Genomic DNA, 17,122 nt, shown 5'->3' on the forward strand with positions numbered 1-17,122 from the left:
CCGGTGCAACAATTGTATACGATTTATACGGTACAGAGGTACCAGGGCACACTTTTCATCGGAAATGTGCATTTGAGATGGCCCAACGCATTATCTGTGATGCATGGCCTAATCGTCGCGTATCGGACGTGAGTTAGACAATATGGGTATTTTTGCGCAAATCATTGGTACTCTCGGAATGTTCGCCGGGGTGGTTGCTGCTGCCTTTGGCTTCACAATGGTAGGCACAGGCGGATTTCTTCTGCTGCCTTATGGCATCGGCCTATTCGTATCGGGCATGCTGATTGTGTGCCTGGGTCTGATTGTCGAGCATGTGCATGGCCTACGTAAGGCGGCCGAACGACAGATCGAGATATTCGAAGCGATAAGGGCTAAAAAGGTATGAGTGAATGGCGCATGTACGATCCGCCTTGTGGCAGGCTAATTGAATTTGAAACTGACATTCTTGGAACACTCAGGGGCGCTATACACCCGGCAGGCACGTTCGGAATGGGGCCTGATCTTCGAGCCGCTATAGCCAGAGGCGAGCGACTCTACTCTATGGACGGTGGGAACCAATTCTTTTCGGTTCGCAGGTGGAGAGAGGTAGATTAAACCGCCCTCTCCATCGTCACCCGCAGGCCCTGATTGATTGCGATCCAGTCGAAGCGTTGGGCAGTTAATTCATTTGATCGACGTCCTTCGAGTGGGCACTTAAAGAACCAGTCGAACACATGCGGCGATATCCTTTTTGCCTTCTTGATGCTTTCGAGGCGTTTCTGACATCTTCGGCTGCACATAAAGGCATTATGGCGGGCAGTCATAAAATCTGAACCACAGATGCGACAATTCTTACGAATGGTGCTGCCAAGCGGAATGTATGTCTTGCCGGCACTTATAGCTTCCTCGGCCCTTCTGTATGTCTGCGAACAATTGTTCGAGCAAAACATGGCCCCAAACCGTTTTGCGATAAATCTCTTATGGCACTGTTTGCATTCGGTCGGATGGCTGGCTGTATTGAAGCAATCAGACGAGCAATATCTGTGATCCGCTTTCATCTGACGAAACAGCTTTCCACATGATCCACATGGGATTTCAGAATACTTGCGCCGAGACTGATCAGCACACTCCCTTGAGCAAAAAGACAGATCACGGCTGTCTGGATTGAATGGCTTGAACATTTTCAGGCAGAATTTGCATTGACGCTCTGGCAATGCTTCACGCCTGATTATTGCCTGCGCTGATCGCGCTATCGCACTATCTCGCAAAGTACGTTCAAAGTCACGATGCTCAAGTGCAGCTTTGGCGCATACGGGCGAACAGAAGCGCGCTTTGCGTATGCCTTGCCATTGCTCCTCGGGCATCTCAGTGTAGCACCAGTTGCAATACTCTTCAGGCAATGAATATTCACGCTGACCTTGCTCCCAAGAAGGGCGGGCATATCCCAGATAAGTAAATGCTGCGCTTATCAAACTGGAAGCTTCACGCTCTGATCTAGCAAAGGAATGGCCTTCAAGGCATAGCGCAGAGCGAAGCCCATGAAAGACTGCACCCTCATTTTCAAAATGACTTAAACGCCAATCACGCAAGGCGTTCATCACTTCTGTTATCTTGTGGTTTCGAGCATCGCCTTTATAGATACGCTCTATTTTCTTTGGCTTGTTTCCATAACGATATTCGCCATAGCCCAGCATTCTTCCCCATTTGCCGTGCTTTCTCATCCGAACACCGCATCGAACAAGTCAGCGCTCAGCTCGCCTGCGGGCTTCTGTGCGGCTTGTCCGCCTGTCTCACGCTTGGCATAGAAATGCTCCACATACGCGGCATCCATGGCTCGCAATACTGCGATGTGATGCGGTTGAATGCTCCAGCGATATAGCCGTGCATATTCGGAAATCTCCGAAAAACTGATCGGGTTTGGACCATTGGCATGCCATGTGCGGGCTGAATTGAGATCCATAAACCAATCCCAGAGAAGTATTCCCCCAGGAGGAAGTTGGACCTTATCAGAAGTGGCAAGCGTCGCTTCCAATGCAGACACCATTGCTTGTTTGAAGCGCTCAATCATTTTGGCACCTCGATCAACTGGAACGAAGCGGATGGAAACTTTCCATCACCGATGAAGATTGAATTCGGCATGATGCGGGTATTAAGTTTCGGATTGCGGAAAACAATCGTTGAGCCGACCGGGATATGAGATGGAAGCGGCGGCTCCACGGTGATTGAAACCGAAGTGCTGGCAGCTGTTGCGCCGGTTATCACCCTACCGAGGGTATTATAATCACCTGATGAGAAACCGATTAAATCCCCGGCTGTGAGTACCAGCCCCGATGAGACGCTATTCACGGTCAGATTGGTCCCGCTCTTTGCAGCCAGTATGCCGTTATCGTTTACAATTGGATTGGTTTCGTTGCCGATATAAGCCTGTGGAACGCTCATGTGACGCGGGATGAAATGGATGGTTTCAAAACCACCCCTTGCGCTTGCAATCCATGCTTCGACTGCCGCTAGCTTATTTTCTGGCAATGGCTGGGTTTCCATATCGACGGTCCAATATGCATCAGCATACTCGACAAAGGACAGCGCACGTCCGCCATACTTGGTCACCGACATGGGCCGGTTCAAACGAGGCCGTCCACTCTGGAAGAAGATTGAAGGTAATTGAATAGCCATTGTTACCTCTTATCGTATCAAGCCACGGCGGTTTGCTTCCATGCTATCGCGCTTAAAACGGGCAGGCCCAGACCTGTCATATCGGGCGATGTCCTTTTGGCTAACTTGTTCAGCAATCCCCACCATCTCGGCTTTGAGGTTCATTTTCTCATCGACTGATACGCGCACGTCAGCCACATAAGGCACCTTTTCGACCGAAGCTCCCCTTGTGCTCCCAAGCATATGATTAGGTGTGACCTGTGAGCCGCGTGGGAGATTGACCAGCTCTGGGCCTTGCTCGCCTACAAGCGCCGTGCCTCCGGGGGTGAAGGTCGATCCTCTTGCGTAAAGCCCGATGCCGCCGCCTCTAGCGATACTCATCTGGCCTCCGCCAAATATGCCTCCGAAGCCGCCACCGAATAGACCGCCGAACAAAGCATCCAGCCCACTGTTTATGAGACGATCAGCGAGCCTGCCCAATGCGTCTGCGAGAACGTCTGTTGCCTTTGCTCCACTTAAAAGACCGTCAGCAAGTGTGCCAGCGAACTCACGGCTTGCATCTTGGATTTCGGCCATTTGATCTTGTGCGCGCTCCCAAGCCTCGGTCTGCCTGTAGGTACTCTCAACAAGAGCCTCGATCTGAGCTTTCTCTTCCGCAGTAGCAGCGGCACCAGCTTGGCGAAGTGCAATCATCTTCTCTTTCTCAATCGCTGATTTACCAACGAGAGAGGCTTCAAATTGTAACTCTGCGATTAAACGCTCAACCGCAAGCCGCTCACGCTCAGCAGCTTTCGCAGCGCGTTCGCGGTCCCTATCAACAGTGGATCGCCCACCGCCTTTAGACGGGTCTTTTGGCGGAACGTATGGCGCATAGGCAGGCTGGTCAGGGGTGGTCACCACAATATTCTTGCGCCGCTCCAGCTCGTCGTTATAGAGCTTTTCCTTGGCTGTGATAGTTGCCAACTGGCTTTCGCGATCCTTCCCGAATATTCCAGCAATACTATCTTGCAACCCACCGGATGGCTGCGTCGTATTCAACCGCTCACGGCTCTGCCGCAATATTTCAAGCTCTGCCTTAATGCCCGACACATTCTTTTCGTTGAGAGCGTTCCACTGACTGATAAAGCCTTGGAGTGCCGTCACCGCGTCGACAATAGCCGCCTTAAGCGTGGAGCCGACTGTTGTTGCGATCTGGTTGAACTTCTTGTCGATCTCTTCCGCGCGCTTGATGAAATTCTCATCTAATACGGCACCCATCTTGTCGGCTTCATTGAGAGTGGCTGTGATGCCGTCCCGACCCTGCTCGATCAATCTGACAAACTGTTCGCCGCCAGAGCCGCCCAAAAGCTCATCGAATATGCGAATGCCTGCCGCTGTGTCTTTCAGCCGTTTGGTGCGGTCGACCAATTCCAGCATGAACTTGGACGGATCTTTGATGCGCTCCTTTACCTCATCGGGCGACATACCCAAACGTTGGAAGCTTTCTGCCGCCGAACCCTTGCCAGTGGCAATATATTCATCAGCGCGCAAATTCAGTTCCTTGAAACCGTCGATCATCGCATCTATGCCGATCTTGTTCTGATCCGCCACATAGCGCCAGCGCTGCAAGTCCTCGACATGCAAGCCCGCTGTTTGTGCTTCGCGACCAAGCTCCGCGAAGGAAGAGGCAACGCCACGAACAGCAACTGCCACACCTGTCAGGCCTCCGGCTGCTATCCCGCCCCATATGCCCCCTGCAAAGGCTTTGCTGTATCCGCCGATCTTTGTCCCAATTGTCGCGAATGCCTGATTGACCCGGCTTGCCGAGCGATTGGCATCCCGTTCCATCTGCCGAGTTGCGCGGGACGAGTTCCGTTGCAGGTTCTGATATGTCCGTGTTCCGGTGCGCTCAGCCCGTTTGAATTCCTTCTCAAAATTGTTGACGCGAGCCTCAAGGGCAACGAATAGTCGTTCGGTGTCACCTGCCATCAGATCCAATCCTCTATATCGCCGTCAAAGGTGTCGTAACTGGATCGTCCGCTGTCACCGGCAGCGCAGCGGGCGACGGCCATGGCGGAGGCGACTGCACCGTCGATGGACATCCAGAGCTTGGGTTTTGTGAACTTGGCGACATGGCCTTGGTCATTCCGCTTCACCACGACATTCGAGAAGCAGTGGCGAAGGACAGGATGACCGCCGTGCCTGAACTCACTGGCCAGAATGGCGCGCTCAAGCTCATGAATTGCAGGCATCATCAGGGACGGCACCTGTCGCATATCTACAACTGGCAGGCCCATTTCCAACAGTTTCGGCTGCACCTGACGCGCCATGAACGGGTCGAAAGCTATTTCCCTCACGTCGAAATCTTCACACAGTTCCACGATCTTGTTTTCAATCGGCTGGAAAGCGATGGTTGAACCTTCGGTGGCCGTGATCAGTCCATCGTCCACCCACTCGCGATAGGAGCCGCCCGACTTGTCTTCCCGATTATCAATGTTGTCGTCAGGGCAGAAAAACCACGGATGCACCACGTAGCCATCAGCATCGCGCCAGCAGGCCACGATGACGGAAAGGTCAACGGTTGAGGACAGATCGACGGCCAGCCAGCAGGGCTGATCCTTGAGGGCTTCGATATCGACACGGCCCTTGCCTGCATCATAAATATCCATGTCCACGAATGGATCGGTGGCAGCATCCAGCCAGATATTGAGCTTCAATTGTCGCAGGGACTGGCGCTCGCCTACGCTACGCTCTGCTCGCTTGGCATGGCGGCGGAAGCCATCAAGGGAGGGATAGCCATGGCGCAGGCCGGGATTGACCTCATGCCAGACATTTTCATCGCGCCAGTCGTCGTTCCGGTCGGCTTCAAACAGGATCGGGAGAATGGACGGATCATCCACCTCACCGCGCGCCACCTTGCGGGCATCCTCGACAACATCCCATGCAAGATTATCCTGGCCGCGTCCCGCCGTGGTGGCGACAACAAGCAGGGGATTGTCGGTCTTGTCCAGACCAGTCGTCAGAGCTTCCCACAAATAACGGTTCGGCCAGATATGAATTTCATCGGCAAGGACGAATGCCGGGGTGCGGCCATGCTGTGTTCCTGCATCACCTGAAATGACTTCGAGAAATGAACCCTCTTTGGGATAAACAATCTTCTTGGCGCTGTTGTGCGCATCATAGACGCGGGTTGCTGCGACAACACGCTTGTCGGCCCGAATGATGCCCAGAGCTTCCTTGAACGCGATCCCGGCCTGTTTGCGGTCAGCAGCGGCAAAGATGGCTTCGCCTTCCGGCACCCGCTCCGGACCGATGGTGTGCAGCAGCGCAAGTGCAGCGGCCAGACTGGTCTTGCGATTACCGCGAGGCAGGAGAAGCACCACAGTCTTGACCACGCGCGACCCGTCCTCATGGCGCGGGCCATAGATGCGCCTGACAATCCGCTCCTGCCATTCGTCAAGCTGGAAGACGTTTTTCGGAAGGATCGACTTCGGATGGCGCAGGGCGCGCAGGAACCGCACGGCTCTGTCACCATGCCCGAATGGATCATCGATCTCGGATCCGTCATATATCCAGTGGGGATAGGTCTTCGTTACCATCCGCCGGCCTCCTCACGGTTGGCCGCGAGCGCGACACAGGCGTTAATCCAAGTTCGGCTGCAAGCTGTCGGGCGCTGGCCATTGCCTTGTCCTGCGCGCGCACGAGCTTGAGCATCATGTCGGTGTCTTTTTCGGATTGGATTTTCGCTTCGGTATCGCGAATGCGCCCGATGCAAATGCAATAGTTCTCCAGACTGCCCAGATCGACATCGGTCAGTATCTGGCGCTCGACCAGCCCCGGAACGACACGACGCCATTCCTTCTTCGCCTCGACAGACAGCCATGCTGACGGCGCAGGAGGCCGCTGGAGAGCTTCGTTGTCAATCACCAGACGTGGCTTGGCTCCCTTCATGCTTGCCTCACACAGCGGATTTCAAAGCCTTCGCGACGGCCTATCTCTTTCAATTCCTTGATGTTGTAGTATCCGCCTGCATAGGCGATGCGATCAGCGTTGGTTATTCCATCAAGATACCGGGTGCGGAAAATGATCACGGTTTCATCCCTCGCGCCAAAAGCCCGGATATATTCCTCGGTGCTGGCCTGAACGATCTGTGCGCGCAGGTCCGCAAACTTCGACCATGCGAAGCTCACGCCGCCGTATTCGTCTGCGGTTTCTTCGCCTCGTTCGATTGTGATAAAACGATCAAGCTTTCCGGCTCTCATGCGACCTCCTGAACAAGGGCTTGAACAGTGACAACGCCGTGGCTGGTCTCGCCATCTGGATCGCGCAGAAAGCGCATTTGAGAGACGTAGCAGTCAGCGAAGTGGAAACCGCCAGCCGGTCCAAATCTGGACTGACTGATCGCATTCCGGATCGCCCCGGCGATTGCCTTCACGCCGACAAGGTTCTCTTCCTTCTTCCAGACGTGGATGGTGTGGAAAACCCGAACGACATTGCGCTGGATGAACTCAGCGTCCACGCCCTGATCCTCACCAAGGATGATCGACGGATCGGGATTAGGACGCGCATTGCGGTCTATGATATTGGCGGCAGGGACAAGCGCGGTAACTTCCTGCGTTGCAGTAAGTCGCGCCCGGATCGCCTTCTGGAGAGCAAGTTCGAAACTCATTTCTTGCCCCAGTTCTCTTTGATCGATTTGCGCATTGCTCGCTTGATGCGGTTGGCTGCGCGTTTATTCTGGGTGCGGACAGTCGGCCAGAAAAAAGGCTGCGCAGAGGATGCCGTGGTACCGTACTCGACCAGATGGGCATAGCGCACATTCTTATTGCCAGCCGTCACAACTGCCTCATTTTCCTTTACCTGATTGCTTCCGCCCGGCTGCGAATATGGCGGCGTCTGCTGACCTGGCCCTGTTGCCTCGATGCTGTCGATCAGCGCTCCGGTATCGCGAGACGTTTCAGCGAGGCGCTTCATGCCTGATGCCATCTCCTGCGCGGATTTCACCAGAGCAGGCTTCACCGCCTCGCGCACAGCCTTCGGAATAGCATTCATTCGGCGCTGGAAGCGGGACAATCCACCATCGTCAGCCATCAGAAACTCCACCGTCTGAATTCGTTCACGATAGGCCAGACGCCGAACGGAAGGTCTTGCGCACTGACGCCGACAAGGACTGCTTCACGGTTCTCATACCAATGCGCTGCCGTCTGGTAGATTGCCTCGACAAGTGCTGCCGGAGCTTCCTCTTGGTCCGCGCCGCCATAGGTTTCCTCCAGCTTGAAGCCAAGCAAGCTCTCGATATAGTTCTGTGCCGCCTTGAGCTTTCGAGACAGAAGGGCGTCATCGTTCACGCCTTGATCAGCAGTGAAATTCAACTGATCTTTCAGCTCTTGAAGGGTCACGATTTCAGCCATTCCTGAAAACTCCAATTGTGTCCTGTCTTGCGCGATGCCCCCCGCGCCGGTCCCCTCCCAAGGTCGAAAGTCTGGAGCCACCCCCCGGTTGATGCCGATCGAGGTGATCCATCGCTGCATTGAAGCGTCTGGTTGTGATTGATGCTCCATTGATGAGACGAGGAAGCACCTTGCCATCGTTGAAGATGTGCGTTGACGCCGTTGAGATAGTGATGCCCTTTGCGGCGGCGTATCTCTTGGCCTTTGCAATCAACTGTTCTACCTGCCATTCCACGATCATGCTGACCTCGCGATGTTGGATTGAAGGAGAAGGCCGAAAGACCAGCACACCACGCTGTTGGCCTCATCCATGATTTCGCCCGCCGACATGATATGAGCGATGAACTGGCGACTGCTGCCATTGGCGAAGGTGAGCATGAAGGCGTGGGGATTGACGCTGTTCTCTGCGGACAGCATGAGCAACTGGCCTGCGTCGTCATCGTTCTGTGCGATCACCACTTCCATCGTCTGTGTCGGACGTGCGCTCTTCTGATGATCTGGGATAGGTGGATTGTCTGGATCATAGGGATCAGGCAGCATGGTGGCCTTGGTCTGCCATTCACCACTGATCTGACCAAGGCTGTATAATCCATTGACCTGTGTCCACGCCTCGCCAGTGAAGTCAGATGCACTCACCTGTCGAGCGGTCCAGTCTTGCCGAACCGCCCCTATATGCAGGGATGTGCCTGACGTGGCGAAGAACATGGATTATACCTCTGCCGCGTTGACGCGCACGATGTTGGAATTGATGCCAAGGGTAGAGTTGAGCTTCATCACGTTGTTGGCCGTGTCGAGTGCTTCTGCTGCGCTCATGACCTTGGCAATGAACATGCGCTGTGATGGCGTTCCGCCTGCCGGAGCGTCGTTGAACTCGATCTTGAAGGCATAGTCATGGATGGCCTTCTCTGCTGCCAGCAAGGCGATCTGGCCCGCATCGGCATAGTCGATGCCCGTCACCATTTCCAAGTTACCCGCATTGCGAGTGCCTTTGATCTTCTGGGTACGGTTCAGGCCGATATCGTCAAAGGTGATCTCGGTTGCCGTGTCGCCAAAAGTGCCGATGCTTTCGAGATTATTGATCCGCTCCCAAATCTGACTGGTGAAGTCTGCGGCAACAAAATCCTCTGACTTCGGAGCAATAACGCTGCCAATGAACACCTTGGCACCTGCTGTTGCGAAAATAGGCATGATTATCCCTCGTGATTGCGCCGCTCTTCCGATTGCTTGGCGCTGGAATGACAGGGTGTGCAAAGGGGTTGCCAGTTGGCACGGTTCCAGAACAGCGTCTGGTTGCCCTTATGCGGCTTGATGTGATCGACCAGCGTGGCGGGCGCACCGCAACGGCGGCAGGAGGAATAGACAGCGAGAAAAGCTTTCCTTTCCCGGTCCCATTCAGCCGTGTAGCCACGCTGGCGTGAGGTTGGGCGCTTCTTGTCGAAGCGGGCTTTGCGCTCCTTCTCAAGGCGCTGCACGGTGATGCACGGCTCTTTACGAGTGTGAGCCTTGTTGCAGTAGCCACAGATGGAAGGAGCGCGTACCGACATATCAGGCCACCGGCGCTGTGCTGGCATGACCAAGGATGGCCACGACGCCAAGGGCGATGCTTGTTCCACCAGTCTTGACGGCAACGGCCCGGACGTAGCGCTTGCGCTTGGATCCGATATAACCAACCCGATAGGCAGAATTGGCTTCCAGCGTGTCAGGTACGCCGTCCAGAAGGTCAGCAGCGGCCACATCAGTCCAGGCGCTCGTTCCGGTGTCGCTTTCCTGTAGCTTCACGGTAAAATCGCCAGCGGCTTCAATTGCCCCGGTATTGACCGCGAATAGCGCACTGTCGAAACCCTTGAGGTCGATACTGACGCCGTTCGTGTTCGCGGCCAGAACTGCCGGAGCAATCGCCTGAACCGCCTTGTTGTCGTGATAGGTGTCTTTCATGGCTGTTCTCCTTAGCTCGCAGCGATCTTGAGGAACTTGATCGCGTTGAAATCACCAGCACCGCCGCCCACGCGTTTGTAGACGTCGAAGACAATGCGGCCCTTCTGGGTGAGTTCATCACGGTTGATGCGGACGCCCTGTCGATCCACGACGACATAGCCCTGACGGAAATCACCGAAGGCGATGGGGAGAGCGTCAGCGGCAATATCCGGCATACTTTCATCGATCTCGACGCGCTGGCCGAGGAGCGGATGTTCAATGCCTTCAATCAGGTTGCCCGTGGGTGCCCACAGATAGCGCCCGTTGGCGTCCTTGATCTGGCGCAGGCGGATTGCCGTGTTGCTGTTCATCAGGAATGCGGCATTGCCCTTGTAGGGACGGCGCAGGGTGGCAACGATCTTGATGAGCGCATCTGCCAGCTTTGCATCATCCGGGGTTGCACCGGTCGGCACGTACTGGAATTTGCCCCACTCGCGAGCGAAATCTTTCTCCGGCGCGGTCGGATAAGTCAGCAGGCCAGTCGGGGAATTATCCACACCATCGCCGGTCATGAATGCCTCGCCCTCGGTTTCGCTGAAATCATGGGTGGCATTGTTGATCAGCCAGGATGCAATATCGGTGGCCGCATCATCGAGCAGGTGACGGGTGGCAACGGGAGCAGCATATAGCTCTGCCACACCATACGAATGCTTGGTGAGTTCGGGGCGCGCCGTATCCTGCGGACGGTCTTCGCGTTCCGTCACCCACTTTGCGCCACGCTTGCCCATGCTGTAAAATCGCTCGTATCGATCAGTGCCGATGCTGACGACTTCGGCCAGCCCACGCATGGGAGACAGATCAGTCATCAGATTGCGGATGGTCAGATCGACCGTGGGCAGAACGAAGTAACCGCCATCGACATTGTTGTCAGACGCTGCCGCCTTCACTTCCACGTCAGAGCCGGTGCGGGCAAAGTGAGACAGGGCCTTGCGCTCAATCTCGTTCTGCTCGTCCTTGTTGCCACCGCCGCCGAGGCGACCGGCCTTCTTCTCGATTTCATCAAGGCGATCATTCAGGGCCTTGAGATCGGGATTTTCGCCCTCGACCTTTTTGAGACGCTCATCCAGCGATGCCCGCAGATCATCAAGCGATTTGGTGACGATGGAAACCGGATCGTCATCCTCGCCCTTACGGGTGATGCTCACGCTGCCGAGCAGCGCTTCTTTCATGACATGCTGCATGTCAGTTCCTTCCAATCTGCGCGGCTGCGCGGTTGATGGCAGCGGCGATATTCAGCGCCAGAACTGCCGATTTGGCCGAAGTCACCTTCGCGCCGGGATGCATCGGGATCGTCACGAGAGACGCTTCCAGAAGCTCAAGAGATTTGATGGTGCGCCCGCCGCCAGTGCGCGGACTGGAGCTTTTCGTAATGAAGCCGATAGAGACACCGCGAACGGCGCCGGATTTAACCAGCGCTTGCACTTCGCGGGCACGGATCACTTCATCGACCAGAAGCTTTCCGGTGAGGTGAAGGCCGTCTGACTTTTCTTCGGCTATGTCCCACGTTCCAACAGGATCATTCATGTCGTGGCCGAACAAAAGAGGAATAGGCATCTTGGCCGATTTGAACGCACCGGGTTCAATCCAGTCGCCAATGCGATCAGGGCTGCCAAATTTCCATGCCAGACCTGAAATCAGGCCAGCATCACCCGCGATCATCTTGGTTTCGACAATCAACCTGTCCATCAAAATGCCTCCAACAAACGCACGGTGTGTTCCGCAGCGCCGGTGATGGCCATAATCAGCAGGGCGATAGATGCCGCCATGAGTGTCAGGCCGATTAATCTGTCCATCACACCACCTCGCGGAATGCAGCGCGGTTGCTGGCGAAAGCATCAATCTGGGCTTCGACCCAAGACACAGCCAGCAGGCGCAGCACATTCTTGTGATTGAACGGGAGGGACTTGCCGTCTTCGATGATTTCCCACTTGGTCACGAGACGAGCCAGACAGTTGAGCCGAGCGCGCTCGCGATCCTCACCGGACACAGTGCCGTCAGAGCGGGTGCGCTCCATAAGCTCGTCCGTCATCGCGATACGGGCATCATGCGCCGTCTTGCTGTCCGGGCCGACGATCCAGAGCTTGATCCCGGTCGGCTCTCCGGTGACAGGATCGACCAGCTCACATTCGCGGCCCCGGTCCTGATCGGTCACATTGGCGATGATTTCACTCAGATCCATTTTCGTCCTCGTTTTCTTGTTCGTCCGCCAATGGCGGTTGGACCGGACGTCCGCCGCTGGCGGGAGTTGATCCCGGCTGGCTCGATCCCGTATTTGGATTTTCAAAGGTGTTGCCGTCATCGACTGGCGGCAGATCAAGCCAGTCCCTAGCCTCATTGCGGGTCAGCACCATGGAAGAGCGCAACGAGCTGATTGCCGTGGCGCGGGCCGTCAGATCGACGTTGGTGAAGTCGTCACGGTCAAAACGAATTGCGAGGGTTTTGCGCTGATCCTTGGTGAACAGGGCGCGGCGCAGTGCGCCTTCCAGTGCCCGCAGCCATGGCTCAAGGCAAAGCTGGAGAAACTGACGATGCATTTCAGCACTGTTCGACCATGTGGCCTTGGTCAAATCGCCCAGAAGTGTAGCGGGGAGATTGAAGGCGCGGGCGATTTCCTGAAGCTGGAAAAGGCGAAGCTGCTGAAACTGTGCATCAACACTGGAAAGCTGCATTTGCACCCATTCAGCATCGTCGTACAGAATGGCTGTCTTGCCGGAATTATCGGCACCGTCCATCATCTGACGCCACATGGCGATCATGGACTGCGCGCCCTTGTCGCCAAGCGGTTTCTTGGTGCGCAGGACGCCACCGGGACGGGCACCACGGCCAAACAGGCGGGCGGCATGGCGTTCCATCACAATAGCAACGCCGATGGCCTCGCGACACAATGTCAGCGGGGATTTGTCGTAGGTACCGCGAAGATGAATGATTTCGCTGGCGTCTTGCAGGATGCCATTGACGCGATAGCGCGGCTGCAAGGTGTCATCGGGATAATCGACGTTGATGAAACCGGGACGATACCGGATCAGTTCAAGGGGCCGTCCATCCATGCTGCGGGAGACACGGGCAAGCCCGCCCTGATCCCGGCAAAGTGCATCGACCATGATCGAGCGGATGAATTCGAAACCGGAAGTCCACTCGTTCGCCTCGCTGCGCAGCAGATCAACGGCAGGATGACCGGGAACTTCCTTCTCCGATCCATCGGCGGCAATTTCCACCACCTTCACATTGAGGCTGGCAGCGGCTTCGGAAATGGTACGAACCGCAGTGGCAACGGCAGGGACGCGCAAGGCTATCTCGGTCGAAACCGCCACACCCGTTGCAGTCGGCGCACCCTGTCCAAGCATCTCAAGGATTTGCTCGTCAGTCAGTGCTTTTTTGCGGTAAAAGGGCCATATCTTCATGGCCCCTAATTTGCCTCATGCGCGTGCGCGAAGCCATTACCGAAAGCGCAGTTAAGTGCAGGTAAAATCAGTTAGTTATGAGGTTTTTCCCCTGCCTTTCGCGAGCCAGACGACAACCTCTGTTTTGGTGACATAAAGGCGTCCGCCACGCCTGCGAGCCGGGAAAGTTGCTTCCTCCATTTCCAGCTTACGCACAAAGTCCACAGACACACCCATAAACCTTGCGATTGTCCGCGTACCCCATAGGCTTTCGATAGCCAAGGTACTTCCCCCATTGGGGGGAGTTCCCATCATGCGGTCAAAGCGCTCCGGTGTCATTTCGGTGATACCGTGGAGATTGCAAGTGGTTGATTTCATGGCATCTCATCCTTCCAAATCACAGTATTACCTTCGGATTGCAACTCGCGGGCCACTTGCTGCGCTTCCTCAAGGCTGTGTGCATCGTGAATGTTGCAAGCGCCGTCATCAATGAACATGTCAAACATCCAGACCCGATTTCCGGTCTGATGGCTGATCCCGGACCAAATTTCGACACGCTCCCGATACGGCTTTGGAAATTGAACAACCTGGTTCATAGACGAAAGCCTTTCAGGTGATTGATCGTGAGGGTTTTCCTGCTTTGTTTTCGAGCAAGTCGGTCCGCTTTGGATTTGGCCGCGTTCTCCCTCATGCGATCGGTTTCAAACTTCTTGACCGGGATGCCCTTGGCGGATAGCTGCCTGATCTTGTCCCGGCATTCCTCCCAATCGCCACGGTCAACCAGGGTTTTCTTTACGCCGTCCTCGATCAGATCAACATTCCATCCGCCTTCCAGATCAGGGCCGTATCGACCGTTGATCGGTGGCACCTCATAATATTCAGCCATCACAACAAGCGGGCGATAGCGGAACGGCCTATCCAGATTTGGATTGGCGAGTTTTCTGGCGTTCGTCCTTCCCATGAGCTTTTCCGCTATTTTCTGATCTTCATCAGATAGCTGTTTCTTAATTTTCGGCCCGCCGGAAAACAGCTTGGCGCGCATCCGGCGCTCAAGCTCATCATCGCTGATTTCGTTCACAGCGCCCTCGCTCTGATTAATCTGGCCTCGGTTGCTGCTTGCGATGCCTCCAGAACGGTCAAGCCGAACCGCTGGCGCAGTCCTTCAATGACAGGGTGGGGTTTCTCACTATCAGGTGTCGTCGCAAGCCAACGAGCGGCCTCGATCACGCGGGGATTAAATGGCGTCATCATCTGGACTTCCTGAAAACATGTCTTCGCCACCGCTATGAAGACGTGTGTGATGCTGACGACATAGCCAGCGAACAGAAAGCGGCTTTGAATAATCATCGTGGTGAGCGTCAACCTGTACGTCTCCGCAAACTTCGCAAGGCGGCTTGATCAACTCTCCGCTACTGAGTGCACGCTGCACTGCAAGATGAGCTTTGTACTTCTCAGCATTCGCCCTGCGCCAATTGGCTTGCCGAGTATCCGTCTTGAGATTTAACTCAGTCATGCTTCACCTCCTGCCATCTTGTTCCAGACCCACTCAGACGTGTCTTCCGCCTTGCTCACTGACTGCCCTGACAAGCGGTCCAATGCTCGCCACGCTTCAGAGTTGGTATCGAAAGGGCCTGCAACAACATTGCCGCCATTCATCACGAGGTATTTGCCGTCAGGCTGCTTGCAAACAATCATGCGGCGCTCCTTTCAATGTCCTCGATGTATAAATCACCGTTCACCATTTTTTTTGCGAGATACTCAACATCGCCAGGAAACACGTCTTTTGATTGTAGCCACGCTTCCGCCTCCGCGAGGTCTTTCACCTGTGGAATTGCAGAAGCTTCACCCTTTTTTTTCTTCGGATGGTTCAAATCGGGGTCGCTCGCTACAGCGCTTTTTGATTGCGCGCTTCGCTCCCCCTCTCGCGTAGATGCTAACCTTTCCCCGTCCAAAGCCCCATGATTTGGCGTTGGTTGTGATTTTGACGCTGATTGTAAATCTGAATGTGATTGTGGTTGTGATTGTGATTGCTTTTCATCGGCTTTTGGCCGATCATAAGCCGAATTAAAGCTAGGCTTTTCATCGGCTTTTGCAGTCTTCCTGGGTCGTCCACCCTTTTTCCCATTCTCCGACAAGTTTTTATGTTTGATTTCAGATGCTTCACGTACTTCCGCCGTACGTTTGTGAACCCAAAGATAATCATATAGAGGCGCAAGAACCTCACTCACCGCCATCCACCTATCAGCATCAACATGTGCAATCCTGCGAAGCCGTTCCTCATCGGACGGAAGCTCACCATGTCGCCACTGATGGAGGCGCAAAAACATATGCGCCCCGTACTCCTCTGCGCTCAGGCCAGATGCTTCCGATAGCTCATCACCAACGTAAATTTGCATCCATGGTAGATTGATCATTCTACCCACCCATCTGCGTCAGCGATCCCCATTTCGGCGGGATCGTCTTCGCGTTCGTCATCTTCAAAATCAGGGTCGCCGTCGAGAGTATCGAGCAGCGCAATCGCGTCCTCGATCCACTTCTCCAGCATCAGACGGCGCAGCCTGTGAATTGCGGGACTACTCATTTCGCGCGCCCTTTCAGATCCGGCAGTATCCAGATGGAAACTACCGTTGCAGAGCGAGCGATACGGAGAAGAAAGAAGGCCAGCCAGATACGTATCAGGGTCATGTCGACTTCCTCCGCTCCCAATCGGCAAATGCCGTCGAGCCTGTTACGTCATCCGCCAGAAGCGGCGAACCGTCATCGAAGTGAACCTTCGGCTTTACCGTTGAAAGCTTCCTGCGACGGAAATTGACGGTGCCTGGCTCATCCTTCCCGCAGTGGGAGATGATGGTAATTACGCCAGAGCTGACGTTATCAATGTCGTCAATACGGATCGGGCAATTCGGCCACTTTTCGCGGAAGGCTGCGATTATTTCCGCGAGAGCCGCATCAATCCTTTCGTCGGGGTTTTTTTCCGGCTTTGCAGCAATCGCCACAGCCGGAACCGTAAGAGCAACACCAGCAGCAGGGGCAGCGCGGAGAAAAGAACGTCTGTTCAACATTATGCCCTCTCCATCCTCAAAACCCGCTCGACAACATCGGTCATGTCAAGCACGAGGTCATTCACGTGCTTGAGTGCCACGGAGATATTCGCAGGGACATCCCGGCCCAAATTATAATCCGGCTGATCGTCCGCGAATTCAGCGGCGGCGCGGCATATCTGGATGATTGCAAATGCTGTTGACGCTGACTCATTCGCCTTTGTCGCCCGCTCAAGCAGGCTTACGTCTGGCCTTTTGGCCGATGGTGTGGTATTGGTTTCCATGTTTTCTAATCCTATTGCTTGGGTGGAAACATGGCTCGGTGTTGAGGTTGCCGCCTCTGCCGGGCCTTTTGCTTTCGTAGTCATGACTGCCTCGCAAACTCGGCGCGAAGCCCGACCATTTCCGCCAATGGTGCAACCGGCACCACAATTCGGCCTCCCACTTTGATTGTTTGAAAGTCACCGCGCTTGGCGGCTTCGTAAGCTGAATTGCGGCCAAGGCCGAAAAATAGCTTTCCTGCATCCACTACCGAAATCGTCGGCTTAGTCAGTGCCTCTTCGAGTGTCACTATTCGCCCTTCCTATGAACATACGTAACTTACATAGGAATAGTTAGCACGAATTAATAAACTTGCAACCTTTTTATGCGCAGGTTACGTAAGTTG

General features: G+C 54.9%; 30 protein-coding genes. 1 reads left to right on the forward strand and 29 read right to left on the reverse strand.

Annotated elements, in window-relative coordinates; translation table 11 throughout:
• Positions 1 to 142 precede the first annotated feature (142 nt).
• Complete coding sequence (locus KUG47_RS12950) at positions 143 to 385, forward strand: hypothetical protein (RefSeq protein ID WP_217678387.1); 243 nt, start codon at positions 143 to 145, stop codon at positions 383 to 385.
• A gap of 205 nt (positions 386 to 590) precedes the next feature.
• Here KUG47_RS12950 and KUG47_RS12955 read toward each other — a convergent pair whose 3' ends face one another.
• From KUG47_RS12955 to KUG47_RS13095, 29 genes are all read right to left on the reverse strand, one after another.
• Entirely contained in the window at positions 591 to 1,700 is a 1,110-nt protein-coding gene (locus KUG47_RS12955) for a hypothetical protein (protein WP_217678388.1), read from the reverse strand.
• Positions 1,697 to 2,047 (reverse strand): phage tail assembly chaperone, encoded by a 351-nt coding sequence (locus tag KUG47_RS12960; protein WP_217678389.1) that lies wholly within the window; start codon positions 2,045 to 2,047, stop codon positions 1,697 to 1,699. The genes KUG47_RS12955 and KUG47_RS12960 overlap by 4 nt, the downstream gene beginning before the upstream one ends.
• Complete coding sequence (locus KUG47_RS12965; RefSeq protein WP_217678390.1) at positions 2,044 to 2,652, reverse strand: hypothetical protein; 609 nt, start codon at positions 2,650 to 2,652, stop codon at positions 2,044 to 2,046. Before KUG47_RS12965 ends, KUG47_RS12960 begins: the two co-directional genes overlap by 4 nt.
• A 9-nt stretch (positions 2,653 to 2,661) precedes the next feature.
• Positions 2,662 to 4,599 (reverse strand): hypothetical protein, encoded by a 1,938-nt coding sequence (locus KUG47_RS12970; protein WP_217678391.1) that lies wholly within the window; start codon positions 4,597 to 4,599, stop codon positions 2,662 to 2,664.
• Positions 4,599 to 6,209 carry a terminase large subunit gene (locus tag KUG47_RS12975; RefSeq protein ID WP_217678392.1) on the reverse strand — a complete coding sequence of 537 codons (1,611 nt, stop codon included), beginning with the start codon at positions 6,207 to 6,209 and terminating at the stop codon, positions 4,599 to 4,601. Before KUG47_RS12975 ends, KUG47_RS12970 begins: the two co-directional genes overlap by 1 nt.
• A complete protein-coding gene (locus KUG47_RS12980; protein ID WP_217678393.1) occupies positions 6,175 to 6,561 on the reverse strand; it encodes a phage terminase small subunit P27 family in 387 nt (128 codons plus the stop codon). The genes KUG47_RS12975 and KUG47_RS12980 overlap by 35 nt, the downstream gene beginning before the upstream one ends.
• Positions 6,558 to 6,872 (reverse strand): phage head closure protein, encoded by a 315-nt coding sequence (locus KUG47_RS12985; RefSeq protein ID WP_217678394.1) that lies wholly within the window; start codon positions 6,870 to 6,872, stop codon positions 6,558 to 6,560. The genes KUG47_RS12980 and KUG47_RS12985 overlap by 4 nt, the downstream gene beginning before the upstream one ends.
• Complete coding sequence (locus tag KUG47_RS12990; RefSeq protein ID WP_217678395.1) at positions 6,869 to 7,279, reverse strand: DUF3168 domain-containing protein; 411 nt, start codon at positions 7,277 to 7,279, stop codon at positions 6,869 to 6,871. Before KUG47_RS12990 ends, KUG47_RS12985 begins: the two co-directional genes overlap by 4 nt.
• Entirely contained in the window at positions 7,276 to 7,701 is a 426-nt protein-coding gene (locus tag KUG47_RS12995) for an HK97-gp10 family putative phage morphogenesis protein (RefSeq protein WP_217678396.1), read from the reverse strand. The genes KUG47_RS12990 and KUG47_RS12995 overlap by 4 nt, the downstream gene beginning before the upstream one ends.
• Complete coding sequence (locus KUG47_RS13000; RefSeq protein ID WP_217678397.1) at positions 7,701 to 8,021, reverse strand: head-tail connector protein; 321 nt, start codon at positions 8,019 to 8,021, stop codon at positions 7,701 to 7,703. Before KUG47_RS13000 ends, KUG47_RS12995 begins: the two co-directional genes overlap by 1 nt.
• 276 nt (positions 8,022 to 8,297) lie before the next feature.
• On the reverse strand, positions 8,298 to 8,696 hold the full coding sequence (locus KUG47_RS13005) for a hypothetical protein (protein ID WP_217678398.1): 399 nt from the start codon (positions 8,694 to 8,696) through the stop codon (positions 8,298 to 8,300).
• A 72-nt stretch (positions 8,697 to 8,768) separates the two neighbouring features.
• On the reverse strand, positions 8,769 to 9,248 hold the full coding sequence (locus KUG47_RS13010; RefSeq protein WP_217678399.1) for a hypothetical protein: 480 nt from the start codon (positions 9,246 to 9,248) through the stop codon (positions 8,769 to 8,771).
• 2 nt (positions 9,249 to 9,250) lie between these two features.
• Positions 9,251 to 9,604, reverse strand: a complete 354-nt coding sequence (locus tag KUG47_RS13015) for an HNH endonuclease signature motif containing protein (RefSeq protein ID WP_217678400.1) — start codon at positions 9,602 to 9,604, stop codon at positions 9,251 to 9,253.
• A 1-nt stretch (position 9,605) separates the two neighbouring features.
• Positions 9,606 to 9,995: a hypothetical protein gene (locus tag KUG47_RS13020; protein ID WP_217678401.1), complete on the reverse strand. Its 390-nt coding sequence runs from the start codon at positions 9,993 to 9,995 to the stop codon at positions 9,606 to 9,608.
• Between the two features lie 11 nt (positions 9,996 to 10,006).
• A complete protein-coding gene (locus KUG47_RS13025) occupies positions 10,007 to 11,215 on the reverse strand; it encodes a phage major capsid protein (RefSeq protein ID WP_217678402.1) in 1,209 nt (402 codons plus the stop codon).
• 1 nt (position 11,216) lies between these two features.
• Positions 11,217 to 11,720: an HK97 family phage prohead protease gene (locus KUG47_RS13030; protein ID WP_217678403.1), complete on the reverse strand. Its 504-nt coding sequence runs from the start codon at positions 11,718 to 11,720 to the stop codon at positions 11,217 to 11,219.
• A gap of 106 nt (positions 11,721 to 11,826) precedes the next feature.
• A complete protein-coding gene (locus KUG47_RS13035; protein ID WP_217678404.1) occupies positions 11,827 to 12,213 on the reverse strand; it encodes a hypothetical protein in 387 nt (128 codons plus the stop codon).
• Entirely contained in the window at positions 12,200 to 13,435 is a 1,236-nt protein-coding gene (locus tag KUG47_RS13040) for a phage portal protein (protein WP_217678405.1), read from the reverse strand. The genes KUG47_RS13035 and KUG47_RS13040 overlap by 14 nt, the downstream gene beginning before the upstream one ends.
• 75 nt (positions 13,436 to 13,510) lie before the next feature.
• Entirely contained in the window at positions 13,511 to 13,792 is a 282-nt protein-coding gene (locus KUG47_RS13045) for a helix-turn-helix domain-containing protein (RefSeq protein WP_217678406.1), read from the reverse strand.
• Positions 13,789 to 14,010, reverse strand: a complete 222-nt coding sequence (locus KUG47_RS13050; RefSeq protein ID WP_217678407.1) for a hypothetical protein — start codon at positions 14,008 to 14,010, stop codon at positions 13,789 to 13,791. The genes KUG47_RS13045 and KUG47_RS13050 overlap by 4 nt, the downstream gene beginning before the upstream one ends.
• Positions 14,007 to 14,456 carry a hypothetical protein gene (locus KUG47_RS13055; protein WP_217678408.1) on the reverse strand — a complete coding sequence of 150 codons (450 nt, stop codon included), beginning with the start codon at positions 14,454 to 14,456 and terminating at the stop codon, positions 14,007 to 14,009. The genes KUG47_RS13050 and KUG47_RS13055 overlap by 4 nt, the downstream gene beginning before the upstream one ends.
• A gap of 32 nt (positions 14,457 to 14,488) precedes the next feature.
• The gene (locus KUG47_RS13060) at positions 14,489 to 14,665 is read right to left on the reverse strand and encodes a hypothetical protein (RefSeq protein ID WP_217678447.1); all 177 of its coding nucleotides are present in this window, start codon (positions 14,663 to 14,665) and stop codon (positions 14,489 to 14,491) included.
• On the reverse strand, positions 14,649 to 14,927 hold the full coding sequence (locus KUG47_RS13065) for a hypothetical protein (RefSeq protein WP_217678409.1): 279 nt from the start codon (positions 14,925 to 14,927) through the stop codon (positions 14,649 to 14,651). Before KUG47_RS13065 ends, KUG47_RS13060 begins: the two co-directional genes overlap by 17 nt.
• A complete protein-coding gene (locus KUG47_RS13070; RefSeq protein ID WP_217678410.1) occupies positions 14,924 to 15,109 on the reverse strand; it encodes a hypothetical protein in 186 nt (61 codons plus the stop codon). Before KUG47_RS13070 ends, KUG47_RS13065 begins: the two co-directional genes overlap by 4 nt.
• Entirely contained in the window at positions 15,106 to 15,828 is a 723-nt protein-coding gene (locus KUG47_RS13075) for a DUF1376 domain-containing protein (RefSeq protein WP_217678411.1), read from the reverse strand. The genes KUG47_RS13070 and KUG47_RS13075 overlap by 4 nt, the downstream gene beginning before the upstream one ends.
• Entirely contained in the window at positions 15,825 to 15,995 is a 171-nt protein-coding gene (locus KUG47_RS13080) for a hypothetical protein (protein ID WP_217678412.1), read from the reverse strand. Before KUG47_RS13080 ends, KUG47_RS13075 begins: the two co-directional genes overlap by 4 nt.
• 100 nt (positions 15,996 to 16,095) lie before the next feature.
• Positions 16,096 to 16,476, reverse strand: a complete 381-nt coding sequence (locus KUG47_RS13085; RefSeq protein ID WP_217678413.1) for a twin-arginine translocation signal domain-containing protein — start codon at positions 16,474 to 16,476, stop codon at positions 16,096 to 16,098.
• On the reverse strand, positions 16,476 to 16,739 hold the full coding sequence (locus tag KUG47_RS13090; protein WP_340162811.1) for a hypothetical protein: 264 nt from the start codon (positions 16,737 to 16,739) through the stop codon (positions 16,476 to 16,478). The genes KUG47_RS13085 and KUG47_RS13090 overlap by 1 nt, the downstream gene beginning before the upstream one ends.
• A gap of 80 nt (positions 16,740 to 16,819) precedes the next feature.
• Positions 16,820 to 17,026 (reverse strand): hypothetical protein, encoded by a 207-nt coding sequence (locus KUG47_RS13095; RefSeq protein WP_340162809.1) that lies wholly within the window; start codon positions 17,024 to 17,026, stop codon positions 16,820 to 16,822.
• Positions 17,027 to 17,122: the final 96 nt, after the last annotated feature.

It is taken from the genome of Falsochrobactrum tianjinense, assembly GCF_019100495.1.
Classification (GTDB): Bacteria; Pseudomonadota; Alphaproteobacteria; order Rhizobiales; family Rhizobiaceae; genus Brucella; species Brucella tianjinense.